This window comes from Vulcaniibacterium tengchongense, assembly GCF_003814555.1.
GTDB classification, from domain to species: domain Bacteria; phylum Pseudomonadota; class Gammaproteobacteria; order Xanthomonadales; family Xanthomonadaceae; genus Vulcaniibacterium; species Vulcaniibacterium tengchongense.
On record NZ_RKQN01000002.1, the window covers coordinates 434,165 to 458,368 of the forward strand.

Below are 24,204 nucleotides of genomic sequence, written 5' to 3' on the forward strand. Positions count from 1 at the left end.
GGCGCCCGCGGGTGCGCCGCGGCACCGAAGAACGGACCTTCGCCGCCTCGGGGAGAGGCGGCGCGGTTATCGCCGAGACACGGCACCCCGCGGGGACGCGGGAACGACGAGAGAGCCCGAGGTTCCCGATGAGCGCCCACGCCGACCCCGCCGCCCCCCGCCATTGCGAGAACTGCGGCACCGCCTTGCAGGGCCGCTACTGCCACGCCTGCGGGCAATCGATCGTCAACCCGATCCGCCACACCGCGCATGCGATCGAGGAAGTGTTCGAGGCGTTCTGGCACCTGGACGGGCGGGTGTTCCGCACCCTGCGCGACCTGCTCGTGCCGGGCAGGGTCGCGATCAACTACCTGCTCGGCCAGCGCGCGCGCTACATCGCGCCGCTGCGCCTGTTCGTGGTGCTGAGCGTGCTGACCTTCTTCGTCGGCCAGATGGCGATCCACGTCGAGCGGCCGCGCGCGAACGAGGCGGCCGCGGCCCGGCCCGGCGGGGAGGCCGGGCCGGGCGACGACGACGTCGAGCTGTTCGCCCGCGCCGACGATATCGCCGACGTGGAGCGCCGCCGCTACAAGCGGCTGCGCGAACTGGCCGAGGCGCGCGCGGCGATCCCGTCGGTGGTGACCGTCGCCCGCGCCGGCATCGACCGGCAGATCGCCGCGGTCGAACGCGCCGCCGATGCGCGCATCGAACAGCTGCGCGTCGAGCGCGGCCTGAGCGCCGAGCAGGTGGCCGCGGCCCGCGCCGAAGCGGCGCGCGCGAACGCGGCCAAGGCGCCGCCCGGCGACGCGCTGCGCCAGGCGCGCAGCCTGGCCGAGGTCGAGCGCCTGCGCGACCAGCGCCTGGCGCCGCTGCACGCCCGGCTGGCCGACGCGGCCGACGCCGCCGCGCGCCGCGCGCGCCTGCACGAGATCCGCCAGACCAATCGCGCCGCCGGCTGCCGCGCCGCGCAGCTGCAGATCGACCACGCCGCGGTCAGCGAACGCGGCCTGCGCCGCGACCCGACCCGCGACGCGGCGGTGTACGGCGATCCGGAATGCGACGACGTCGACCTGTCCTTCGACGGCGAGCCCTGGGATCCGGTCGACCACCCGCTGCGGGTGGAATGGGCGCCGGAGTTCTTCAACCGCTGGCTCAACCGCCAGATCGGCCACGGCCGGGAGAACCTGGCGCGCGCGCAGAAGGACCCGGGCCTGTACGTGCGCGCGCTGCTGGGCGCGGTGCCGTCGGCGCTGTTCCTGCTGGTGCCGGTGTTCGCGCTGCTGCTCAAGCTCGCCTACCTCGGTTCCGGCCGGCTGTACCTGGAGCACCTGGCGGTGGCGCTGTACAGCCACGCCTTCCTGTGCCTGGCGCTGCTGGCGATGTTCCTGCTGGCGGCGCTGAGCGGCGCGATCGCGCCGCACTGGGCGCCGTTCGGCTGGATCTCGGGCCTGCTGCAGGGCCTGCTCTGGCTGTGGCTGCCGGTCTACCTGCTGCTGATGCAGAAGCGCGTGTACCGCAACGGCTGGCCGCTGACCCTGCTGCGCTACTTCGTGGTCGGCCACCTGTACTTCGTGCTGCTCAGCTTCGCGGCGGCGTTCCTGGCCCTGGCCAGCCTGGTGCGGATGTAGCGCACGCTGCGCGGCGGCGTTCGCGCGCCGGCCGGTTGAACGCGCGCTGACGCCCCCCGGCCGCGCGCTTGCGCCGCGCGGCCTCGGCGGCGACCATCGCGGTGGTGTTCCGGGACGACGTACGACGATGTTGCGTTCGCTGTTCGGCGCGCTGCTCGCGCTGATGGTGGTGCCGCCCGCCGCCGCCGGGGACGGCGCGACGCCGGAGTTCACCCTGGTCACGCTCAATCTGTACCACGACCGCGACGACTGGCCGCGCCGGCGCGAGCGGATCGTGCGCGAGCTGCGCGCGCTGCGCCCGGATGCGATCGCGCTGCAGGAAGTGCTGCAGGACGCGGCGCTGCCGAACCAGGCGCAGTGGCTGGCGCAGCAGCTCGGCTACGACTGGCACTTCGCCAGCGCCGACCCGCCCGGGCGCGCGCGCCGCTTCGGCAACGCCTTGCTGACCCGGCACCGCGTGCTCGCCCGCGGCGAGTCCCGGCTGCGGCCGTACGACAACCATCGCGTCGCCGGCTGGCTGTGCGTCGAGTTCCACGGCCGCCCGCTGAACCTCTACGTCACCCACCTGCACCACGAGCAAGACGGCGGGCCGGTGCGCGCGCGCCAGATCGGCGACCTGCTCGGCTACGTCGAGGCCACCGCCGGGCAGGCGCCGAGCCTGATCGCCGGCGACTTCAACGCCGCCGCCGACCGGCCCGAACTGCGTGCGCTGGCGCCGCGCTTCGCCGACGCCTACGCGGCCTTGCACCGCGACGCGGACGGCGCGGCGCACGGCACGCTCAACCCGCACTACTTCGAATCGCGCCGGGAACGCATCGACTACGTCTGGTACCAGCGCGACCGCTTCGTGCCCGTGGCGGCGCGGATCCTGTTCCGCGAGCCCGACGCGCAGGGCGTGTGGGCCTCGGACCACTTCGGGGTGCTGGCGACGTTGCGCGTGCGGCCCGGGCGGCCGGAACGACGCTAGCGCCGGCAGGCGCGCGCGAGTAGCCGCGGCGCGGGCCGGCCATTCCCGCATGGGCGGCGGAGGCAGGCGCGCGCGAACGCATGGCTCCGTGCGCGGCGCGGATCCGGCATGCCGCTCGAGAGCAGGCGCGAGGCCGGGAAGGCGGAGGCGCGGGGGATAGCGCCCGGACGCCCTGCGCGCGGCTGTCGGTTCCGCGCTTGCGGCGCCTCCCGGCCGGGCGCTCGCGCCGATCGCGGCGGAGCCTCCCGTTTCAGCGCTGCAATCGCCCGGCGAGCCATGCGCCGCGCCGGTCCGCCGGCGTCGCCAGCAGTTCGCGGCGCAGCGCATCGCGCTGGTGCGGCGGCGTGCGCTGGGCCAGCACCGCCAGCTGCGCGCGCTGCGCCGGCGTCAGCGCGCGCAACGCCTGCAGCAGCGGCCGATGCTGCGGTTCCGGCACCTGCGCCAGCAGCGGCTGCAGCGCGGCATAGTCGGCGCCGAGCGCCGGGCCGAGCAGCCAGCCGCGGCGTTCGCTGCCGTCCAGCGCCTCGAAGCGGGCACGCCAGGCCTGCTGCAGTTGCGGCGGCATCGCGGCATGGCGCGCGGCGGCGTCGCGCACCTGGGCGCGCTCGGCCGCGGGCAGCGCCTGCCAGGCGGCGTAGCGTTCGCGGCGCTGCGCGCGTTCGGCCGCGGGCAGCGCATCCCAGGCGGCGGCGCGGCGCGCATAGGCTTCGCGTTCGGCCGGGCTCCAGCCGCGCCAGATGTCCCAGCGCTGCTGCAGCCGGGCGCGCTGCGGCTCCGGCAGCACGGCGGACAACCGCGCCAGCCAGTCCGGCGGCGCGGCCGCGGCGCCCAGCGCCAGCAGCGCCAGCGCGAGGCCGGCGGCGACGCGACCCGGCCCCGGGGCGCGGTCACGGCGCATCGAGGGTCTCCGCGCCGCCGTCCGGTCCGGCGGCGGCGGTCGCCGGCGTCGCCGCGCCCGGTTCGACCGGCAACGGCGGCGGCGCCACCGCACCGGCGGCGTGCTGGGCGGCCAGCCAGCTGAAGAACGCCAGGTCGGCGCTGCCGGCCTCGCCGGCCGGATCGGCGAGCAGGTCGAAGTCGCGATGGGTCAGCAGCGCCGATTCCGCGGCGTAGCCCGCCGCCGGCGGCTCCTCGGGCAGGCGCTGCAGGCGCACGGCGGCATCGCCGCCCGCATCCGCCGGGCGGGGCGGCCGGACGAACGTCGCCGCCAGCGCCAACGCGCACAACGCCAGCAGCGCCCACAGCAGCGGCAGCAGCCAGCGCGGGCGGCGCGGCCCCGGCGCGGCGTCCGCCACAGGGCCCGGCGCGACCGCCTCGCCGCGCAGCAGCGCCTCGCGGGCGCGGCCCAGCCGCAGCAGGCGCGGCGGAGGCAGGGTCTTGATCCGGCGGTGGATCTGCTCGCGCAGCCGCTGCCAGGCCTCCGGGTCGGCGCGGCCGTCGGCCTGGCGCGGCAACGCGCGCTGCAGCGCCAGGCGGTAGCTGGCCGGCGTCACGCCCAGCGCGGCGGCGGCCTCGCCGTCGTCCAGTCCGGCCGCCAGCCGCAGCAGCAGCGCCGCGCGCGGGCCGGCGCCGAGCTCGGCCAGGCGGTCGGTCGGGTCCAGCGCCAGCGCGACCGGCGTGCGCCGGCGCAGCCCGGGCTCGGCCAGCAGGCGGGCCCAGAAGCGCTGCGGCCATGCGCTCATCGGCAGCGCCTCGGCCTCGGCGCGAAAGCCGGTCATCGCCGCGACCAGGGCGGCGTCACCGGCCTCGGCGTCGCCGGTCTGCAGCTCGGCCAGGACCGCGCCGCGCCGTTCGACGCCGCGCAGGAACGCCGACAACGCGGCAGGCGGGGAAACGGACGGCGGATTCATCGCGGCGGCATCGGCATGCGCCGCATCATAGCGACGGCGCCGCCGCGGCGGACCCGCTTGACAAGCGGGCAAATCGCGCTCCGCCAGGCGCGGCGCGGGTTCGCCGCCGAAAGCGGTTGTGCACAGCAGTAATCGAACCGTCATCGGCGCCCCGTCTTCACGCCGCGCGCCCCGGGTGACAGCACTGTTTCACGCCCAAGCCCTTGATTCTCAAGAACATATCGGCGTTGGCACTTTTTTCACCAACCTGGCTGAAGGGCTTGAATTGACGGCATCGCGCACGCCTGCCGACACGGCATGCACAGACTTATCCACACACGGTGTGGATAAGGGCGAAAACGCTTTGCCGGCCGCGACTTGCGTCACCTTTGTCGAGCCGGCGCCAGCTATCGCGCGCAAGCTCGCCCCGGGCGGCCCTTCCACCCGGACGCGCGGCCGGCCGCCCGGCGGTTGACCTAGACTGGGCCGATGTCCGACGCCCCCCCGGCGGTCTGGCGGGTGGCCCTGCCGCTGCCGCTGCCGCGCCTGTTCGACTACCGCCCGCCCGCCGACGCGGCCGCCGACCCGGCGGACGTGGGGGTGCGCGTGCGGGTGCCGTTCGGCAGCCGCGAACTGGTCGGGGTGGTGGCCGGGGTCGGCGCGCCCGAACCGGACGCGCCGGAGCCCAAGGCGGCGCTGGCGCGCCTCGACCCTACCCCGCTGCTGCACGGCGAACTGCTCGAGTCCCTGCATTGGCTGGCCCGCTACACCCATGCGCCGCTCGGCGAGGTGCTGGCGACCGCGCTGCCGGCGCCGCTGCGCCGCGGCGAGCCGGTGCCGGACCTGCGCGCCCGGGCCTGGCGCCTGACCGAGGCCGGCGCGACCGCGCTGCCCCGGCTGCGCCCCGGCCGGCCGCGCCGCCTGGCCGAGCGCCTGGCCGCCGGCCCCGCCGCCGAGGACGCGCTCGACCTCGACCTGGACGGCTGGCGCGAGCCGGCCCGCGCGTTGGCCCGGCGCGGCCTGGCCGAGCGCATCGCCCTCGACCCCGCCGCGGTCGCCGCGCCGGCGCCGCGCCCGGCTCCGATCCGGCTCAACCCGGAGCAGCAGGCGGCCGCGCAGGCGGTGCGCGCCGCCGCGGGCGGCTTCGCGGCGATGCTGCTGGACGGCGTCACCGGCAGCGGCAAGACCGAGGTCTACCTGGACGCGATCGCCGACTGCCTGGCGCGCGGCCGCCAGGCGCTGGTGCTGGTGCCGGAGATCGGCCTGACCCCGCAGACCCTCGCCCGCTTCCGCGCCCGCCTCGGCGTGCCGGTGCATGCCTTGCACTCCGGCCTGGCCGACGGCGAGCGCGCCCGCACTTGGGCGGCGTTCGCCTCGGGGCAGGCGCGGGTCGCGGTCGGCACCCGCTCGGCCGCGTTCCTGCCGCTGCCGCGGGCCGGGTTGATCGTGGTCGACGAGGAGCACGACGCCAGCTTCAAGCAGCTCGACGGCATCCGCTACCACGCCCGCGACTTCCTGCTGGTGCGCGGCAAGGCCCTGGGCGTGCCGGTGCTGCTGGGCAGCGCGACGCCGTCGCTGGAATCGCTGCGCAACGCGCAGGTCGGCCGCTACGCGCACCTGCGCCTGCGCGCGCGCGCGGGCGAGGCGCGGCCGCCGCAGGTGCGGGTGCTCGACGTGCGCAAGCGCCCACTCGAGGCCGGGCTGTCGCCGGAACTGCTGCAGCTGATCGAGCGCGCCCTGGCGGAAGGCGGCCAGGCACTGGTGTTCAGGAATCGCCGCGGCTACGCCCCGGTGCTGCTGTGCCACGACTGCGGCTGGAGCGCGCATTGCCACCGCTGCAGCACCCCGCTCAAGCCCACGGCGATGACCGTGCACGGCGGCGGCCGCCGCCTGCAGTGCCACCACTGCGGCGCGCGCCGGCCGGTGCCCGACGCCTGCCCGGACTGCGGCGGCCTGGCGCTGCAGGCGCAGGGCGCCGGCACCGAGCGCATCGAGGAGGCGCTGGCGGCGCGCTTCCCCGGGTTCCCGGTGCTGCGGATCGACCGCGGCACCACCCAGCGCCGCGACGCACTCGAGCAGGCGCTGGCGAAGTTCGGCGACCGCCCCGGCATCCTCGTCGGCACGCAGATGCTGGCGAAGGGCCACGACCTGCCGAACCTGACCCTGGTGGCGGTGGTCGGCATCGACGAAGGCCTGTTCTCGGCCGACTTCCGCGCGCCGGAGCGGCTCGCCCAGTTGCTGATCCAGGTCGCCGGCCGCGCCGGCCGCGCGCAGCGCCCCGGCGAGGTGCTGCTGCAGACCCACCACCCCGGGCATCCCCTGCTCGCCACGCTGCTCGCCGGCGGCTACCACGCCTTCGCCGAGAACGAGCTGGCGCTGCGCGAGGCCGCCGGCTTCCCGCCGTTCGCGCACCTGGCCCTGCTGCGCGCCGAGGCCAAGCGCGCCGAGGCCGCGGACGCGTTCCTGCACGCGGCCAAGGCGCAGCTCGAAGCGGCGGCCTCTCCCTCCGGCTTGCGCGGCGAAGCCGTGCGCATGCGCGCGGCCGGCGCGTGGCGCGAGAACCGGGACGAAGGCCTTCCCGCGGGCGGGCGCGGCGCGCTCGCGCTGCACGGCCCGCTGCCGGCGCCGATGCCGCGCCGGGCCGGCTTCCAACGCGCGCAGCTGCTGCTGTCCGCGCCGGAACGCCGCGCGCTGCACGCCGCGCTCGACGCCGCGCTGCCGGCGATCCACGCCCTGCCGGAAGCGCGCCGGGTGCGCTGGTCGCTGGACGTCGATCCGGTGGACCTGTACTGACCGCGCGCGGGAGGGGCCGGCGTGAACGCACGCCGGATCACCCGGCCCGCGCCGGCGTCCGCTCCGCGCGCCACGCCCACGCCGCGAGCAGATACAGCGCCAGCGCGACCAGCAGCGTCGCGCGCAGGCCGAACGCCATCGCCAGCAGCAGCGCGGCGATCGCCGCCAGCACCGAGGCGCAGCCGTTCAGTCCCCAGGCCCAGGGCACGAACGCCGGCGCGCGCCGCGCCAGCCGCGCCAGCCCGAGCGGGAACGGCCGGCCCATCGCGAACGCCAGCGGCGCGATCCCGGCCAGCCCGCACAGCGCGCGCGCCCACAGCGGCCACGCCGCGCCGGCATGCGAGGCGAGCGCGAACACGGCGAACTGCCAGGCCAGGCCGAGGCCGATCGCCGCCACCGCGCGCCGCGCCCGCGCCGCCAACGCCGCGTCCGCAGCGCCGGCGGCGCCGCGCTGCGCCTCCAGGCTGCCGAGGCCCGCGCACAGCAGGAACGCGGCCAGGCCGAGTCCGGCGGCGAGCAGCGGATGCCCGACCAGCAGGGTCAGGCGCGACAGCGTCGCGATCTCGATCAGCATGAAGCCCGCGCCGAGCGCGAGGAAGTACAGTCCGGCGCGGGCGCGCGGCAGGGCCGCGTCCGTGGGCGAAGGCAGCGCGCGCAACGGCAGCAGCACCAGCAGCAGCGCCAGCGGCGCGGCCTGCAGCAGCGCGGCGAGCAGCAGCAGGTAGCCCGAGTCCAGCAGCACCGCGCCGCCTTCCGCGCGCAGCCGCCACAGCTCGGGCAGGCTGCGCCAGCGGAAGAAGTGGCCGAAGTACGGGCGGTCGTCGGTGGCCGGCGCGATCGCGAACTTGTAGTCGCGCACGAACGCGTCCGCGCGCGGCGACAGCAGCGCGGCCACGCCCTGGTACAGCGTCGGCGGGTCCAGCGCGTGCAGGCGCTCGCCGGGGCCGGCGCGCCAGCCCGGCACGTGCACCGGGTCGAAGCCGCGCGCCTGGGCGAAACGACGCAGCGCGGCGCGCTCGCCGGCGTCGAACGGCGCGTTCGCCAGCAACCAGGTGCTCGCGTCCCAGTTGCGGATCGCCGCCAGCTGCCGCCCCGGCGCGGCGACGCCGTCGGCGCGCAACGCGGCGACCAGGCCGGCGAACAGCTTCAGCTCGTCGCGCGGCGGCTGCTTGCTCCAGCGGGTGACCGCCAGCCATCCGCGCGGCGCGAGCCGCGCGCGGTAGTCGCGCAACGCCTCGACCGTGAGCGCGTACTGTTCCGACGCTGCCAGCGCGCCGGCGCCGGACGCGGCGAAGGAATCGGCGCCGGCGAGCACGATCAGGTCGTAGCGTGCGCGGGCGGCGCGCACGAAGGCGCGCGGCTCGGCGACGAAGCTGCGCACGCGCCGGTCGCGGTAGAGGCCGCCGGCGTAGCGCGCGTAGTCGCGCCGCACCAGGTCCAGCTTGCGCGCATCGAGCTCGACCGCGTCCACCGCGCGCGCACCCAGCGCCAGCGCCCGCAGCACCTCCATGCCACCGCCGGCGCCGAGCACCAGCACCCGCCGCGGCGCACGCACCGCGTACGGCAACGCCGCGGTGGTCGCGCCCAACCAGGGCTGCCGGCGGGCGCCGTCGTCGCGCACGATCGCGTCCGGGCCGTCGCCGTCGACGTACAGGCCGAGCTGCGGCGGCAATTCCCCGGCGTGGTCCAGGCTCAAGCCCGGCGCATGGCGCAGCGGCACCCGCGGGCTGTCCAGCACCGCCAGCCAGCCGTACGGCCCGTAACGCTCGGCGAGCACCCGCGCACCGGGCAGCAGCAGGGCCTTGCTCAGGCTCTTGAACTCGTTCGGCACCGGCGCCAGCGCCCGCCCCGGCAGCGCCAGCAAGGCCGCGGCGAGCGCGACCGCGAACGCCCGCGGCGCGCCGCGCGCGACCAGCGCCGCCGCGCACGGCCCGCACAACGCCGCCAGCCGCAGCCCGTGCTGCAGCGGCAGCGCCGCCAGCGCCAGCGCCGCCGCCGCGCCCAGGCCGGCGCCGAGCAGGTCGGCGCCGTACAGCCGCGGGATGCGCCCGCCGTGGCGGGCGAAGGCGAGGCCGAAGCACGCCGCGGCGAAGAAGAACGGCACCGCCAGCAGCAGGTACAGCGCGCTCAGCCACGCCAGCTGGCGCGCGTCCCACGCCAGTTCCAGGCCGTTGAACGGAATCGCCCGCGCGAGCGCGACCGCGAGCGCCGCGCTGCCCGCGAACGCCAGCGCGCAGGTCGCGAACGCGGCCTCGAAGCGCGCCTGCAGCCACTGCGGCGGCCGCGCCCGCAGCCACAGGCACAGCCAGGTGCCGCTGGCGCCATGGCCGAGCAGGGCCAGGCTGATGATCATCGCCGCGAACGGATGCCAGTGCGCGATCGCCAGCCAGCGCATCAGCAGCAGCTGGTAGGCCAGCGCCGCGGCCGACACCAGCGCCACCGCGAGGCCGAGGCGGAACCCGGCGGCCGGCGTCCCGGTGCGCGCCATCGCCGCCATCCCCGGGCCGCCGCTAGCGCCCGCCGGTCAGCGGCACGAAGCGCACCGGCAGCACCTGCCGCGTGCGCACGCGCCCGGCCGCGTCCTTGCTCACCCGCATCAGCGTCTGGGCGTGGAAGCTGCTGCCGACCGGGATCACCATGCGCCCGCCGGGCTTGAGCTGCGCCAGCAACGGCGGCGGGATCGACGACGCGGCCGCGGTGACCACGATCGCGTCGAACGGCGCCGCCTCCTGCCAGCCGTAGTAGCCGTCGCCCATCCGGGTCTCGACGTTGCGGTAGCGGCGCAGCCGCTGCCGCGCCTGCGCGGCCAGCGGCGCGACGATCTCGATCGTGTACACCCGCGCGCCGGACTCGGCCAGCACCGCGGCCTGGTAGCCCGAGCCGGTGCCGACCTCGAGGATCTTCTGCCCCGGCTTCGGCTGCGCCAGCGAGGTCATCAGCGCGACGATATAGGGCTGCGAGATGGTCTGGCCGTAGCCGATCGCCAGCGGCCGGTTGGCGTAGGCGTGGGCGCGCTGCGCCGCCGGCACGTAGGCGTGGCGCGGCACGCGCGCGAGCAGTTCGAGCGCGGCCGGGTCGATGCGCGCCTCGCCGGCGCCATCGCGCGCTTGCCGGCGCAGTTCGGCGAGCAGCGCGCGGCGCGGCTGCGCGTACGGGTCCCCGGCGGCAGCCGGGGGCTGCGCCCAGGCGCACGCGCCGCCCAGGGCCCATCCCAGCACGACGCCGCGCGCGACCCCGGCGATGGCGCCAGCGCTCCGCATGGCGCGAGCCTAGGCGGGCCGGCGTGAGGCGCCCGTCGAAGCGACCCGGTCAGGCCGGCGCGGCCTGCGCCGCCTTTCCCGCGCGCCGCTTCGGCCGCTCGCGGATCCAGACGATCTGGTTGTCGCGCCGCAGCTCGAACAGCTCGCTCGCCTCGATCAGGTCGCTGAGCTTGCGGTAGCCGTAGTTGCGCGGGTCGAACGAGGCCTGGTTGCCGATCTGGTGCCCGACCAGGCCGAGGTTGGCCCAGCCGTCGTCGCCGGCCGCGGAATCCACCGCGCGCCGCAGCATCTGCACCAGGCGCTTGTCGCCGCGCAGTTCCTTCGCGTTCCTCGGCCGCGCCGGCGCGGTGCCGGGCTCCGCGTCCGCGTGCGCGGCGCCCAGCGCTTCCAGGTAGATGAACTGCGAGCAGGCGTTGACGAACGGCGCCGGCGTCTTGCGCTCGCCGAAGCCGTACACCTTCAGCCCGTCGGTGAGCAGGCGCATCACCAGCGGGGTGAAGTCGGCGTCGCTGGAGACGATCGCGAACGCATCGAGGTTGCGCGCGTACAGCAGGTCCATTGCGTCGATCACCATCGCCATGTCGGAGGCGTTCTTGCCGCTGGAATAGGCGAACTGCTGGATCGGGCGGATCGCGTATTCGTGCAGCACCGCCTCCCAGCCCTTCAGGTGCGGGCTCTTCCAGTTGCCGTAGGCCCGCCGCACGTTCGCCGCGCCGTGGCGCGCGACCTCGGCCAGGATCACGTCGATCTTCGCCGCGGGCGCGTTGTCGGCGTCGATCAGCAGGGCGATGCGGCGTTCGGGCTCGGGCATGGCGGCGCGGCTCCTCGGGAATTGCCGGCGAGGGTAGCGCAGCGGGCGTGCGCGCCGTTCGCGGCCCGGGCGGCCCCGGCTCCCGTCCGCGAGCAAGCGCCGGCAAAACCGGCGACAATGGCCCCATGAACCGCGCCACCGAACCGATGACCAGCCAGCTCGAACAACTCCGCGCCCTGTCGGCCGTGGTCGCCGACACCGGCGACATCGACGCCATCGCCCGCTTCCGCCCGCTCGACGCCACCACCAACCCGTCGCTGCTGCTCAAGGCCGCGGCGCTGCCGGCCTATGCGCCGCTGATCGACGCCGCGCTGGCCCAGGCCCGCGGCGGCGACCTGCAGGCGCGCGCCGCCGACGCCGGCGACCGCCTGGCGGTGGCGATCGGCGGCGAGATCCTCAAGCTGATCCCCGGCCGCGTGTCCACCGAGGTCGACGCGCGGCTGAGCTTCGACACCGAGGCGACCCTGGCGCAGGCGCGCAAGCTGGTCGGCCTGTACGAGGACGCCGGCATCGGCCGCGACCGCCTGCTGATCAAGATCGCCTCGACCTGGGAAGGCATCCGCGCCGCCGAGCGGCTGGAGCGCGAGGGCATCCACTGCAACCTCACCCTGCTGTTCTCGTTCGCCCAGGCGGTGGCCTGCGCCGAGGCCGGCGTGTTCCTGATCTCGCCGTTCGTCGGCCGCATCCTCGACTGGCACCTGGCCAACGGCATGGCCAAGCCGGCCGCGCCGCAGGACGACCCGGGCGTGCAGTCGGTCACCCGCATCTGGCGCTACTACAAGCGCCACGGCTACCGGACGGTGGTGATGGGCGCGAGCTTCCGCAACACCGGCCAGGTGCTGGCGCTGGCCGGCTGCGACCGGCTGACGATCTCGCCCGAGCTGCTGGCGGAACTGGCCGCGGCGCCGGGCGAGGTGCCGCGCGCGCTGGTCGACGACGGCGAGCGCGCCGCGCCGCCGGCGGCGCTGACGGAGGCCGCGTTCCGCTGGCAGCACAACGAGGACGCGATGGCGAACGACAAGCTCGCCGACGGCATCCGCCGCTTCGCCGCCGACCAGGTCAAGCTCGAGGCGATGCTGGCGCAGCGGCTGCAGTCCTGACCGCCGTGCCGGGTCGACGCCGCGCACGCCCCTTCGCCGTTCCGGCCCCGGCCGGGACCTGCGCCGCCCTCCCGGCGGATCCGCGCGCTTTCGCGAGCGCACGCCGGCCCGGCGCCCGGTCGAACCGCACGCCGGGCGGGCCGCCGGCTTGTGCCGCCCCGGCGCACGCACCGCAGGCATCGCCATGACCGAGCCGGACGCCCGCCCGCACGTCGTGATCGTCGGCGGCGGCTTCGCCGGCCTGTGGGCCACGCGCGCGCTGGCCGACGCCCCGGTGCGCGTCACCCTGGTCGACCGCCGCAACCACCACCTGTTCCAGCCGCTGCTTTACCAGGTCGCCACCGCCGGCCTGTCGGCGCCGGACATCGCCGCGCCGCTGCGGCACATCCTGCGCAAGCAGCGCAACGTCGAAGTGCGGCTGGGCGAGGTGGTCGGCCTCGACCCGGGGGCGCGCACGGCGACGCTCGCCGACGGCGAGGCGCTGCGCTACGACTACCTGCTGCTCGCCAGCGGCGCGACCCACGCCTACTTCGGCCACGACGAGTGGGCCGGCGACGCGCCGGGGCTGAAGACGCTCGACGACGCGCTGGCGATCCGCCGCCGCCTGCTGCTCGCGTTCGAGCGCGCCGAGGCCTGCGACGACCCGGACGAACGCGCCGCCTGGCTCAACTTCGCCGTGGTCGGCGGCGGCCCCACCGGCGTCGAACTCGCCGGCACCCTGGCCGAGATCGCCCGCCACACCCTGCGGCGCGAGTTCCGCAACATCGATCCGGCCCAGGCCCGGGTGCGCCTGATCGAGGCCGGCCCGCGCGTGCTCGCCTCGTTTCCCGAATCGCTGTCGCGCAAGGCGCGGTGGCAGCTGGAAAGGCTCGGCGTCGAGGTCGTGACCGGCACGCCGGTCACCGCGATCGACGCGCACGGCTACCGCCTGGGCGAGGCCTTCGAAGCGGCGCGCACCGTGCTGTGGGCGGCCGGCGTCGCCGCTTCGCCGCTGGGCGCGCTGCTGGAGGCCGAACGCGACCGCGCCGGCCGCGTCCGGGTCGCGCCCGACCTGAGCGTCCCGCACCATCCGGAGATCTTCGTCGCCGGCGACCTGGCCAGCGTGCAGCAGGACGGCAAGCCGGTGCCCGGCGTCGCCCCCGCGGCCAAGCAGATGGGCGCGCACGTCGCCCGCGCGATCCGCGCCCGCCTCGCCGGCCGCACGGCGCCGGCGTTCCGCTACCGCGACTACGGCAACCTCGCCACGATCGGCCGCATGGCCGCGGTGGTCGACCTGCACGGCCTCAAGCTGTCCGGCGCGCTCGCCTGGTGGTTCTGGCTGGCCGCGCACGTGTTCTTCCTGATCGGCTTCCGCAACCGGATCATCGTGCTGGTCAACTGGGCCTGGGCGTACTGGAGCTACCAGCGCCACGCGCGGATCATCCTCGGCGGCGCCGATGCGGAGGCGCCGCGCGACGACCGGTGACAGCGCGGCGGCCCGTTGCGATGCTACGCGGCCCGACCCGACCGCCCGGCCATGGCGACGTTCCTGCTGCTGCTCGACCTGCTCGGCACCTTCGTGTTCGCCCTCAGCGGCGCCATGCTCGCGGTGCGCCACCGCCTGGACCTGTTCGGCGTGCTGGTGCTGGCCTGCGCCGCCGCAGTGTCCGGCGGCATCGTGCGCGACGTGCTGATCGGGGCGACGCCGCCGGCGGCGCTGACCCACGCGCGCTACCTGGTCGTCGCCTGCGCGGCCGGCCTCGCCGGCTTCCGCTGGCATGCGCTGGTGGAGCGGCTGCGCAATCCGGTGCAGATCCTCGACGCCGCCGGGCTGGCGCTGTTCGCCGCGTCCGGCACCGGCAAGGCGCTCGACTACGGCCTCGGCCCGCTCAGCGCGACGCTGCTGGGCATGCTCAGCGGCATCGGCGGCGGCATCGCCCGCGACCTGCTGGTGGCGCGCACGCCGGTCGTGCTGCAGGCGGAGCTGTATGCGGTCGCCGCGCTGGCCGGCGGCGGACTGGTCGCGCTGGGGCGCCTGGCCGGCGTGCCGGATCCGTGGCCGCTCGCCGCCGGCGCCGCGGCCTGTTTCGGCCTGCGTTTCATGGCGATCCGCCACGGCTGGCAGTTGCCGGTGGCGCGGCCGCCCGGGCCATAGCCGGCCCACCGGCCGCGAAAACGAAACGGCCCGGCGATGCCGGGCCGTCTGCGCGAGGGGTTCTTCGACCCGCGATCAGGCCACGAACAGCGCGCGCATCTTCTTCAGCGCGTTGGCCTCGATCTGGCGGATGCGCTCGGCGGAGACGCCGTACTCGTCGGCCAGCTCCTGCAGGGTCACCTTGCCCTCGCCGTCGAGCCAGCGGCGGCGGACGATGTCGCGCGAGCGCGCGTCGAGCTTCTCCAGGCCCTCGCGCAGCACCTCGAGCTGGTTCTCCTCTTCGTTCTCGCGCTCGTAGGCCTGCGACGGGTCCTCGCCGTCGGCGCGCAGGTAGGCGACCGGCGACGGCGGCGCGCCGTCGTCGTCCTCGTCCGGGGCGTCGAAGCCGATGTCGCGGCCGGACAGGCGCGACTCCATCTCCAGCACCTCGCGCTCGGACACGTTCAGGTCGCGGGCCACCGCGCTGACTTCCTCGGCGTTCATCCAGCCCAGGCGCTGCTTGCTCTTGCGCAGGTTGAAGAACAGCTTGCGCTGCGCCTTGGTGGTGGCGACCTTGACGATGCGCCAGTTGCGCAGGATGAACTCGTGCATCTCGGCGCGGATCCAGTGCACCGCGAAGCTGACCAGGCGCACGCCCTGGTCCGGATCGAAGCGCTTGACGGCCTTCATCAGGCCGATGTTGCCCTCCTGGATCAGGTCGCCCATCGGCAGGCCGTAGCCGTTGTAGCCGCGGGCGACGTGGACGACGAAGCGCAGGTGCGAATGCACCAGCTCGCGGGCGGCGTCGAGATCGTTGTGGTCGCGGTAGCGGCGCGCCAGGCGCTGCTCCTCCTCGGCGCTGAGCACCGGGATGCGGTGCACCGCGCTGATGTAGGCGTCCAGCGAGCCGAGCGCGCTCGGCACCGGCAGGTTGTTGGCGACGAGAGCGGTAGACAGGCTGTTCTGGGTCATGGCGGGCATCTTAGCAGTCGCTTCCTGTGACTGCTAAAGGCGGGAAAAGTTCCGGAGCGTTCCGCGGACGGAACGATCTACGGGACGGGGAAGCCGAATGATGCCAAATCGGCTGTTAATGGCCGGTCAACCGCGCCCGCGGCGGCAACGACCAGTCGATCGGGGCCTGGCCGCGGCGGACCAGGTACTCGTTGGCGGCCGAGAAGTGGCCGCAGCCGATGAAGCCGCGGTAAGCGGACAGCGGCGAGGGGTGCGGGGCCTTGAGCACCTTGTGCCGCCGGGGGTCGATGACCTTGCCCTTGGCCTGGGCGTAGCTGCCCCAGAGCATGAACACCAGGCCCTCGCGCTCGCGGTCCAGGACCTCGACGATGCGGTCGGTGAAGCCCTCCCAGCCCTTGCCCTGGTGCGCGCCGGCGCGCCCCTCCTCGACGGTCAGCACAGCGTTGAGCAGCAGCACGCCCTGCTCGGCCCAGTGCTGCAGGCAGCCGTGGTCCGGCCGCGGGAGGCCGAGGTCGCGCTCCAGCTCCTTGAAGATGTTCTCCAGCGACGGCGGCACCGCGGTGCCGGGCTGCACCGAGAAGCACAGCCCGTGCGCCTGGCCGAAGCCGTGGTACGGGTCCTGGCCGAGGATCACCACCTTGACCCGGTCGAACGGCGTGGCGTCCAGCGCGGCGAAGATCTGCGGCCCGGGCGGGAAGATGCGCGCGCCGGCCGCCTTGCGCTCGCGCAGGAACGCCGACAGCGCCCGCATCTCCGGGCGCAGCAGGTAGTCGCCGACGCGCGCCTTCCACGACGGCTCGAGGCGGATGCGGTCGGCGGTGGCGGCGTCGTTCATGCGCTCGGAAACGGAGAAGCTGCGGAAAGCCCCATTGTTGCGGAAAGCCGGCGGGCTGTCCGCCCGCGCCAGGGCCGGCGCACGCGCCGCGAGAGGCCCGGCGGCGCCCGGCCAGGCGCCGCATCCGCGCCACGCCGCTCCTCGCCCGACCGTGCGCGGAACCGCGCGGCCGGCCGCGCGGCGACGTGCCGGTCAGGCGTCGAACGCGCGCTGCTCCGGCTGGCGCGCCAGGCGCAGCTGGAACAGCGCCTTGGTCACCAGCAGCCGTTCCTCGATCGGCTTGAGCACCAGGTCGTTGGCGCCGGCGCGCAGCAGCGCGCTCTGGTTGTCGGGATTGGCGTCGCCGGTCATCACCAGCACCGGCAGGCGGCGCTTGCCGTAGCCGAAGTCGCCGCGCAGCCGGGCGAGCAGGTCGTTGCCGTCCAGCGCGCCCTTCAGGTAGACGTCGGTGAGCACCAGGTCGGCGCCGGGGTCGTCCCGGCCGCGGTGCGTCTCCAGGTAATCGAGCGCTTCCTCGACGCCGATGAAGTGCAGCACGCTCAGGCCGTGGCGCTCGAGCATGCGCTTGGTCGCCAGCGCCACGACCTTGCTGTCCTCGACGTAGAGCACGCGCGCACCGGGGATCGGCTGCGGCTGCACGTAGCCGCGCACGAACGCGGCCAGCGCGTGGTGGCCGAGCGCCTTGTCGAAATAGTCGGTCACGTCCTCGGTGAAGCGGCGCGCCTCCAGGTGCGCCTGGGCGTCGCCGGAGACCACGACCACCGGCACGTAGGCCTGGCCGGCCGCTTCGCGCACCGCGCGGGCGAGGGCGATGCCGTCGCCGTCGGGCAGCACCAACGCGGTGGTGACCAGGTCGACCGCGCCCTCGGCCAGTGCCGCGCGCGCCTCGGCCACGCCGCCGCAGGGCACCACCCGCGCCTCCGGCAGCTCGCGCGCGAGCACGTCGCCGATCAACTTGCGCACCAGCCTGGAACCGTCCACGACCATGATCCGCGGCGCGGCGCTGTGCAGGTGGCGGAGCTCGCGCGCGTCCGCGCTCATCGCGCGTCCGCCCGGCTCTGGCGCAGGAAATGGCCGGCGACCAGGCCGGCGCCGAGCCAGCCGAGCAGGCCCGCGGCCAGCACCACCGCGCCGGCCTGCAGCGGCGCGAAGCCTTGCAGGGCGAAGCGGCTGCCGTAGCTGCGCGCCAGTTCGGCCAGCGGTTCGCGCAGGGCCAGCTCGGCCGCGCTCAGCAGGGCCAGCGCGAGCGCGCCGGCAAGCAGCCCGTAGCAGGCGCCCAGATAGAGGAACGGCCGGCGGATGAAGCCGTCGCTGGCGCCGAGCAGCTGCAGCACCCCGATCTCCTCGCGGCGCGCCTGGATGTCCAGGCGCACGGTGTTGCCGACCACCAGCAACGCGCCCAGGCCGAGCAGCGCCGCCAGTACCCAGGCGAGGCGGCCGCCGAAGCGCAGCCAGGTATCCAGGCGCCGGCGCCAGGCGGCGTCGTGCTGCACCAGATCGGCCTCGGGCAGGGCCTTCAGCGATTCGGCGAGCAGGGCCTCGTCGCCGCGCGGCGTCACCCGCAGCAGGCTCGGCAGCGGGTTCTCGCCGACCGCGTCCAGCGCCTCGCCGAAGCCGCCGGCCTGGCGCAGCTCGGCCAGGCCCTGCTCCGGCGTGCGCAACTCGACCGCGGCCACGTCGGCGCGGCCGCGCAGTTCGTCGGCGAGCGCGCGGGCGCGCCCGGGCGCGATCTCCGGCTTGAGGAACACGCCGACCTGGCGCGACTGCTGCACCGTGCCGGCGAGACGTTCGACGTTGGACAGCGCCGCCCACAGCCCCAGCGGCAGCGCGATCGCCACCGCCATCACCCCGACCGTGAGCAGGCTCGCCCATGGCTTGCGCAGCAACCGGCCGAGGCTGGCGACCAGGCTGTAGGCGTGGTGGTCCAGCCACATCGCCAGGCGCGACTGCGACTTCGCTTCGGCGCTCATTCGGCCAAGTCCTCCGGCGCGATGTCGTCGACCAGCCGCCCCTGGTTGAGCACCAGCACGCGCTTCTTCATGCGCTTGACCAGCGCCAGGTCGTGACTGGCGACCAGCACGCTGGTGCCGCGCCCGGGCAGCGATTCGAACAGCGCCATGATCTCCGCCGACAGCGTGGGGTCGAGGTTGCCGGTGGGCTCGTCGGCGAGCAGCAGCCGCGGCTCGGCGACGATCGCGCGGGCGATGCCGACGCGCTGCTGCTCGCCGGCCGACAGCTGCGCCGGCAGCGCGTTCGCGCGCGCGCCCAACCCCACCCTGTCCAGCACGCTGCGCACGCGCTTGCCGATCTCGCCGCGGCGCAGGCCGCGCAGGATCAGCGGCAGGGCCACGTTGTCGGCGACGCTGCGGTCGGCGAGCAGGCGATGGTCCTGGTAGACCACGCCGATCTCGCGCCGATGCAGCGCGATGCGGCGGCCGCGCACCTTGAGCAGATTCTTCTCGCCGAACAGCACCGCGCCGCGGCTGGGGCGCTCGGCGAGGTGGATCAGCCGGAGCAGGGTGCTCTTGCCGGCCCCGGAATGGCCGGTGACGAACAGCATCTCGCCGGCCGCGACCTCGAAGCTGACCTCGCTCAACGCCTCGCGGCCGTCGCCGTAGCGTTTGCTGACGTGGTCGAAGCGCAGGACGGGCGTCGGCATGGCGGCACTCGGGGCGGATGCCGAAGTATGGCAAGGCGGCGATTGCAGCGGCAATGGCGGACTGCGCCGCGGGCGGCCGGCGCCGGATGCCGAGCCCAGCCGTTCTTTCCCAGCGCGTGCGTCAGCGAAGGTCCGGACGACGGCCGGCGTCCCCGCGCAAAGCGCGGATCCGGCGGTGCCGCCCCCGCCGGACGACGGCCGTGGCCCGGACTTCTCGCTGGTCCGGGCGAGGCCGGCGTCCGCCGACGTTGCGCGTTGCCGTCCCGGCGCAGCGGGTCGTCCATTTCACCGCCCGCACGCCGAAAGAAACGAGCGTCGCGTCCGCGCGCCGGTCCTCCCGGCGCTTGTTCCCGCGCTCTTGCCGCCGGCGGCGCTCAGTGCTGCGAACGCGGGGCGCGGGTCACCAGCGACTTCAGCTTGCGGCCGAGGCGCTTGAGCAGGCCGGGCCGATCCGTCGGCGCGGGCTGCGCGGCCGGCTTGGCCGCGGGCTTGGCCTGCGGCTTCGGCTCGCGCGCGGCCGACGGCTGCGGCGCCGCCGCGGCCGGGTTGGCGCCGCCCTCGCCCGCCTCGCCGCGGCGCCCGCCGCGGCGGCGCCGGCGCCGGCGCTTGCGTTCGCCCTCGCCCTCGCCTGCGGGCGACGGCGACTCGGGCGCCGGCACCGCGCTCTCGCCGCGAGGCGCCCGCTCCGCGCGCGGCGGCCGCGCCTCGCCCTCGGCGCGCGCCGGCCGTGCCGGACGCTCGCCGTCGCGGCGCTCGCCGCGTTCGCGTTCGCCGCCGCTGCGGCGGCGGCGCTTGCCGGCACCGCCGCCGCGGCGTTCCTCGTCGGCGGCGCGCTGCTCGCGCGCTTCCTTGAAGATCGCGCCGATGCTCTCGGCCTCCTCGCCTTCGCCGGCGGGTTGCGCGCGCGGCGCGCGCGGCAGCGGCACCAGCAATTCCGGCTCGACCGCGGCCACCGGGATCTTCTGCTCGATGTAGGCCTCGATGTCCGGCAGGCTCATCGCGTAGCGCTCACAGGCGAAGCTGATCGCGTCGCCCTCGGCGCCCAGCCGCGCGGTGCGGCCGATGCGGTGGACGTAGTCCTCGGCGTCGAACGGCAGGTCGAAGTTGTAGACGTGGCTGACGCCGTCGATGTGCAGGCCGCGCGCGGCGACGTCGGTGGCGACCAGGATCTCCAGCTGGCCCTTCTGGAACTTGTTCAGCAGCGACTCGCGCTTCTTCTGCGGCACGTCGCCGGACAGCACGCCCACGCGGTAGCCGGCCTTCTCCAGCGCACGCGCGACGCGCTCGACGAAGGCCTTGGTGTTGACGAACACCATCGTGCGCGCGCCCTCGCTGCGCGAGAGCAGGCCCAGCAGCAGCGGGATCTTCTCGTCGTCGGACGGGAAGTAGACCCGCTGGCGCACGCGCGCGGCGGTCACGGTCTCGGCCTCGACGACCAGCTTCTCCGGCTCGTTCATGTGCTCGTAGGCCAACTCCAGCACGCGGTGGCTGAGGGTGGCCGAGAACAGCAGTGTCTGCCGCTCGGTGCGGATCGGCATGCGCCGCAGCAGGAAACGGATGTCCTTGATGAAGCCGAGGTCGAACATGCGGTCGGCTTCGTCGAGCACGCAGATCTCGCAGGCGTGCAGGCTGACCACCTTGTGCTGCTTGACGTAGTCGATCAGGCGGCCGGGCGTGGCGATGATGATGTCGGCGCCGGCCTGCAGCTGGGCACGCTGCTTGTCGTAGTCGACGCCGCCGTAGACCAGGGCGAACTTGAGGCCGAGGTCGGCGCCGAACTTCACCGCGTCCTTGTGGATCTGGATCGCCAGTTCGCGGGTCGGCGCCAGGATCAGCGCGCGCGGGTCCTCCGGCTGGCGCTCGGCCAGCGCCGGGCGCGTGAGCAGGCGGTTCATCACCGCGATCAGGAACGCCAGGGTCTTGCCGGTGCCGGTCTGCGCCTGGCCGGCGACGTCGCGGCCGGTCAGCGCGATCGGCAGGGTCAGCGCCTGGATCGGCGTGCAGCGGGTGAAGCCGGCGGCCTCGAGCCCGGCGAGCAGGCTCGGATGCAGGTCGAAGGAGGAGAAGGAAACGTCGGTTAGGGGTTTGTCGCTCATTGGCTGCTTGGCTGTGCGCGCGGAACGCTGAGTCGGCGCCGTGCGCTTGCGTGGGTGGCGTCCGCATCGCAGACTGCCGGGGCCGGTTCCGGCGGGCGCCAGCTCTCGGATTCGGGCGTCGCGGCGGCCTTGAGGCCGTCCGGAAACGCCCCAGTTTACCGTAACGCCCCGGCCATGCCCCGAATTCGGCAAACCGGCACGCCCGCGCCCGCCGCGGGCGTGCCGCCCGGCCATCCGTTTGATTCCGCAGGAGAACCCCGTGAGCGAGAAAATTTTGCACGTCGGCGATGCCGATTTCGACAGCGCCGTACTGCAGTCGTCCGAGCCCGTGCTGGTCGATTTCTGGGCCGAATGGTGCGGCCCGTGCAAGATGATCGCCCCGGCCCTGGACGAGCTCGCCGAGGCCTACGACGGCAAGGCCAAGATCGTGAAGGTCAACGTCGACCACAGCCGCGCCACCGCGATGAAGTACCACGTGCGTTCGATCCCGATGCTGCTGCTGTTCAAGAACGGCCAGGTCCAGGCCACCCAGATCGGCGCGGTCGGCAAGGCGCAGATCGGCAAGATGATCGAGAGCGCGCTGAACTGAAGTCCCCGCGGCCTGCGCCCGCCGACGCAGGCCGCCCCCCGCCGGCGCCGCCTCCGGCGCATGAACGGCGGCCCGCGCGAGGCTTGCCGCGGCGCCTGCGCGGTGCTAGTTTCGTCCTACCCGGCGGCCGGCCGTCCCTTTCCGGCGCCGCACCCCACTCCCGAACCTTTCGTTCCCGAACAGTCCCCGCTCGCCGTCTGCGAGCGCTCGCCGCTTAGCGAGGAAACCCCGCTTGTCCGATACCACCCCCGACGCTGGCGATACCGCCGAGAAGCGCGTGCGCAAGACGCGCGTCAGCAAGGCCGAAACGGCCGCTCCCGCCCTCCAGGCCGAACTGCCGGTGAGCGCCCCGGCCCCCGCCGAAGCCGCGGCGCCCGCGCCGCGCGCTCCCGAGGCGTCGCCGCCGGCGCCCGAGGCGCGCGCCGAATCCGCTGCCGGCCCGGCGCCCGCGGCGGCCGAGAACGCTTCCGGCGACAACGGCAACGCCCCGGCCGCGCGTGAAGGCCGCGACAACAACTACGAAGGCGGCGGCCGCAATCGCCGCGACCGCTTCCGCAACCGCCGCGAGCGCAACCGCGAGCGCTTCCGCGACCGCGAGGGCGGGGCGCAGGACGAAGGCGGCAACGGCGAGGGCTTCGTGCCGCGCCCGCACCCGCAGGTGCCGGAGGGCTTCCCGCAGTACTCGCTGGGCGACCTCAAGCGCATGCCGACGCCGAAGCTGCTGGAGATCGCCGAGCAGCTGCAGATCCACGACGGCGTCGCCCGCGCGCGCAAGCAGGACGTGATCTTCGCGGTGCTGAAGGTGCTGACCCGGCACGGCGAGGGCGTGGCCGCCGACGGCGTGCTCGAGATCCTGCCGGACGGCTACGGCTTCCTGCGCAGCGCCGAGGCCAGCTACCTCGCCGGCCCGGACGACGTCTACATCAGCCCCAGCCAGATCCGCCGCTTCAACCTGCGCACCGGCGACCACCTGTCCGGGCGCATCCGCTGGCCCAAGGACGGCGAGCGCTACTTCGCCCTGTCGATCGTCGATACGATCAACGGCGAGCCGCTGGAGGCGAGCAAGAACAAGGTCCTGTTCGAGAACCTGACCCCGCTGTTCCCGCGCAAGCGCTTCCGCCTGGAGCGCGGCGACGGCTCGACCGAGGACATCACCGGCCGCATCCTCGACCTGATGGCGCCGCAGGGCAAGGGCCAGCGCGCGCTGATCGTCTCGCCGCCGAAGGCCGGCAAGACCATGATGATGCAGCAGGTGGCGACCGCGATCACCACCAACCATCCGGACGTGCACCTGATCGTGCTGCTGATCGACGAGCGCCCGGAGGAAGTGACCGAGATGCAGCGCACCGTGCGCGGCGAGGTCATCAGCTCGACCTTCGACGAGCCGGCCGCGCGCCACGTGCAGGTGGCCGAGATGGTGATCGAGCGCGCCAAGCGCCTGGTCGAGCACAAGAAGGACGTGGTGATCCTGCTCGACTCGATCACCCGCCTGGCCCGCGCCTACAACAACGTGGTGCCGAGCTCGGGCAAGGTGCTGACCGGCGGCGTCGACGCCAACGCCCTGCACCGCCCGAAGCGCTTCTTCGGCGCCGCGCGCAACGTCGAGGAAGGCGGCTCGCTGACCATCATCGCCACCGCGCTGATCGACACCGGCAGCAAGATGGACGAGGTGATCTACGAGGAGTTCAAGGGCACCGGCAACTCCGAGGTGCACCTGAGCCGCTCGATCGCCGAGAAGCGCGTGTACCCGGCGATCAACATCAACCGCTCGGGCACCCGCCGCGAGGACCTGCTGATCGAGCCGGAGCTGCTGCAGAAGATCTGGATCCTGCGCAAGCTGCTGCACGGCATGGACGAGATCGCGGCGATGGAGTTCCTGCTGGACAAGATGAAGAACACCAAGTCGAACGACGAGTTCTTCAGCTCGATGAAGCGCTGAGCGCCGCCCGCGCGCGGCGCGGCGCGCGCCCGGGCCGGCCGCGCGGGAAGCGGCCGGATCCGGCATGGCGCGCACCGCACGCCGGGCCGTCCCGATGCCCCTGGCCGGCGCGCGGCTCAGCGCGGCGCGTGGTCGTCGGGCGCTTCGCGTTGGCCCTGCGCGTGCGCGCCCGGCCCGCCGCCGCTCTCGCGCGCCCGCGCGCGCCGCGCGATCTCCTCGTACTGCTTGCGGATCCGCTGCAGCGCCTCCTCGTCCATCTCCTCCAGGTCGAGCAGGGCGTTGTGCGCGGCCTTGGTCGCGCGGATCAGCTCGTCGAGCTTGATGTGCATCGCCTCGGTGTCGCGGTTCTGGGTGTTCTGGATCAGGAACACCATCAGAAAGGTGACGATGGTGGTGCCGGTGTTGATGATCAGCTGCCAGGTGTCGCTGAAGCCGAACAGCGGCCCGGAGACCAGCCACGCCAGGACGACGCCCACGGCGAGGCCGAAGCACAGCGGCTGCCCGGTGAAACGCGACGCTTCCTTGGCCAGTTTGGTGAAGCCTTTCATGACGCTCTCGCGGCGGATCGATTGAGCCGACGAATACCCCGGCGTACGTGCAGCAGCGGTGACGGCCGCCCGAACGCGGCATTAAC

The 24,204-nt window shown here is 74.8% G+C and carries 20 protein-coding genes; 8 read left to right on the forward strand and 12 right to left on the reverse strand.

Annotation, left to right across the window (positions count from 1 at the left end; genetic code table 11):
* The first annotated feature begins 128 nt into the window (after nucleotides 1-128).
* Nucleotides 129-1,607, forward strand: a complete 1,479-nt coding sequence (locus EDC50_RS16665; protein WP_242003085.1) for a DUF3667 domain-containing protein — start codon at nucleotides 129-131, stop codon at nucleotides 1,605-1,607.
* A 127-nt stretch (nucleotides 1,608-1,734) separates the two neighbouring features.
* Nucleotides 1,735-2,574, forward strand: a complete 840-nt coding sequence (locus tag EDC50_RS08325; protein WP_242003086.1) for an endonuclease/exonuclease/phosphatase family protein — start codon at nucleotides 1,735-1,737, stop codon at nucleotides 2,572-2,574.
* A 250-nt stretch (nucleotides 2,575-2,824) separates the two neighbouring features.
* On the opposite strand, the gene EDC50_RS08330 is transcribed toward EDC50_RS08325, so the two are convergent.
* Together EDC50_RS08330 and EDC50_RS08335 are read right to left on the reverse strand one after the other, a co-directional pair.
* Nucleotides 2,825-3,472: a DUF3106 domain-containing protein gene (locus tag EDC50_RS08330; RefSeq protein ID WP_123770017.1), complete on the reverse strand. Its 648-nt coding sequence runs from the start codon at nucleotides 3,470-3,472 to the stop codon at nucleotides 2,825-2,827.
* Nucleotides 3,462-4,424 (reverse strand): hypothetical protein, encoded by a 963-nt coding sequence (locus EDC50_RS08335; RefSeq protein WP_123770018.1) that lies wholly within the window; start codon nucleotides 4,422-4,424, stop codon nucleotides 3,462-3,464. The genes EDC50_RS08330 and EDC50_RS08335 overlap by 11 nt, the downstream gene beginning before the upstream one ends.
* A gap of 468 nt (nucleotides 4,425-4,892) precedes the next feature.
* Between EDC50_RS08335 and EDC50_RS08340 the strand changes: the two genes are divergently transcribed.
* Complete coding sequence (locus EDC50_RS08340) at nucleotides 4,893-7,196, forward strand: primosomal protein N' (RefSeq protein WP_123770019.1); 2,304 nt, start codon at nucleotides 4,893-4,895, stop codon at nucleotides 7,194-7,196.
* 37 nt (nucleotides 7,197-7,233) lie between these two features.
* Here the strand turns inward: EDC50_RS08340 and EDC50_RS08345 are convergent, their stop codons facing one another.
* The 3 genes from EDC50_RS08345 to EDC50_RS08355 are packed head-to-tail and all read right to left on the reverse strand — an operon-like array spanning nucleotide 7,234 to nucleotide 11,267.
* Complete coding sequence (locus EDC50_RS08345; RefSeq protein WP_123770020.1) at nucleotides 7,234-9,684, reverse strand: spermidine synthase; 2,451 nt, start codon at nucleotides 9,682-9,684, stop codon at nucleotides 7,234-7,236.
* Between the two features lie 22 nt (nucleotides 9,685-9,706).
* On the reverse strand, nucleotides 9,707-10,456 hold the full coding sequence (locus EDC50_RS08350) for a protein-L-isoaspartate(D-aspartate) O-methyltransferase (protein ID WP_123770021.1): 750 nt from the start codon (nucleotides 10,454-10,456) through the stop codon (nucleotides 9,707-9,709).
* A gap of 49 nt (nucleotides 10,457-10,505) precedes the next feature.
* Nucleotides 10,506-11,267, reverse strand: a complete 762-nt coding sequence (locus EDC50_RS08355; RefSeq protein WP_123770022.1) for an NYN domain-containing protein — start codon at nucleotides 11,265-11,267, stop codon at nucleotides 10,506-10,508.
* Nucleotides 11,268-11,413: 146 nt separating this feature from the next.
* Here EDC50_RS08355 and tal point away from each other — a divergent pair, with 146 nt between their 5' ends.
* The 3 genes from tal to EDC50_RS08370 all read left to right on the forward strand — a co-directional run bounded on the left by tal (nucleotide 11,414) and on the right by EDC50_RS08370 (nucleotide 14,501).
* Entirely contained in the window at nucleotides 11,414-12,367 is a 954-nt protein-coding gene (gene tal, locus EDC50_RS08360; protein ID WP_123770418.1) for a transaldolase, read from the forward strand.
* 184 nt (nucleotides 12,368-12,551) lie between these two features.
* Nucleotides 12,552-13,832, forward strand: coding sequence for an NAD(P)/FAD-dependent oxidoreductase (locus EDC50_RS08365; RefSeq protein WP_123770023.1), 1,281 nt, complete (start codon nucleotides 12,552-12,554; stop codon nucleotides 13,830-13,832).
* A 51-nt stretch (nucleotides 13,833-13,883) separates the two neighbouring features.
* On the forward strand, nucleotides 13,884-14,501 hold the full coding sequence (locus tag EDC50_RS08370; protein WP_123770024.1) for a trimeric intracellular cation channel family protein: 618 nt from the start codon (nucleotides 13,884-13,886) through the stop codon (nucleotides 14,499-14,501).
* 75 nt (nucleotides 14,502-14,576) lie between these two features.
* Here the strand turns inward: EDC50_RS08370 and rpoH are convergent, their stop codons facing one another.
* From rpoH to rhlB, 6 genes are all read right to left on the reverse strand, one after another.
* Complete coding sequence (gene rpoH / locus EDC50_RS08375) at nucleotides 14,577-15,452, reverse strand: RNA polymerase sigma factor RpoH (RefSeq protein ID WP_123770025.1); 876 nt, start codon at nucleotides 15,450-15,452, stop codon at nucleotides 14,577-14,579.
* A gap of 115 nt (nucleotides 15,453-15,567) precedes the next feature.
* Entirely contained in the window at nucleotides 15,568-16,287 is a 720-nt protein-coding gene (gene ung, locus EDC50_RS08380; RefSeq protein WP_123770026.1) for a uracil-DNA glycosylase, read from the reverse strand.
* 192 nt (nucleotides 16,288-16,479) lie between these two features.
* A complete protein-coding gene (locus EDC50_RS08385; RefSeq protein ID WP_123770027.1) occupies nucleotides 16,480-17,328 on the reverse strand; it encodes a response regulator in 849 nt (282 codons plus the stop codon).
* The gene (gene ftsX, locus EDC50_RS08390) at nucleotides 17,325-18,257 is read right to left on the reverse strand and encodes a permease-like cell division protein FtsX (RefSeq protein WP_123770028.1); all 933 of its coding nucleotides are present in this window, start codon (nucleotides 18,255-18,257) and stop codon (nucleotides 17,325-17,327) included. The genes EDC50_RS08385 and ftsX overlap by 4 nt, the downstream gene beginning before the upstream one ends.
* The gene (ftsE, locus tag EDC50_RS08395) at nucleotides 18,254-18,946 is read right to left on the reverse strand and encodes a cell division ATP-binding protein FtsE (protein ID WP_123770029.1); all 693 of its coding nucleotides are present in this window, start codon (nucleotides 18,944-18,946) and stop codon (nucleotides 18,254-18,256) included. Before ftsE ends, ftsX begins: the two co-directional genes overlap by 4 nt.
* Nucleotides 18,947-19,320: 374 nt before the next feature.
* On the reverse strand, nucleotides 19,321-21,042 hold the full coding sequence (rhlB, locus tag EDC50_RS08400) for an ATP-dependent RNA helicase RhlB (protein ID WP_123770030.1): 1,722 nt from the start codon (nucleotides 21,040-21,042) through the stop codon (nucleotides 19,321-19,323).
* Between the two features lie 259 nt (nucleotides 21,043-21,301).
* Between rhlB and trxA the strand changes: the two genes are divergently transcribed.
* Nucleotides 21,302-21,631, forward strand: a complete 330-nt coding sequence (gene trxA, locus EDC50_RS08405; protein WP_123770031.1) for a thioredoxin TrxA — start codon at nucleotides 21,302-21,304, stop codon at nucleotides 21,629-21,631.
* A 232-nt stretch (nucleotides 21,632-21,863) separates the two neighbouring features.
* Nucleotides 21,864-23,570 carry a transcription termination factor Rho gene (gene rho / locus EDC50_RS08410; RefSeq protein WP_123770032.1) on the forward strand — a complete coding sequence of 569 codons (1,707 nt, stop codon included), beginning with the start codon at nucleotides 21,864-21,866 and terminating at the stop codon, nucleotides 23,568-23,570.
* A gap of 116 nt (nucleotides 23,571-23,686) precedes the next feature.
* Here rho and EDC50_RS08415 read toward each other — a convergent pair whose 3' ends face one another.
* Entirely contained in the window at nucleotides 23,687-24,118 is a 432-nt protein-coding gene (locus EDC50_RS08415; protein WP_123770033.1) for a low affinity iron permease family protein, read from the reverse strand.
* Between the last annotated feature and the right edge of the window lie 86 nt (nucleotides 24,119-24,204).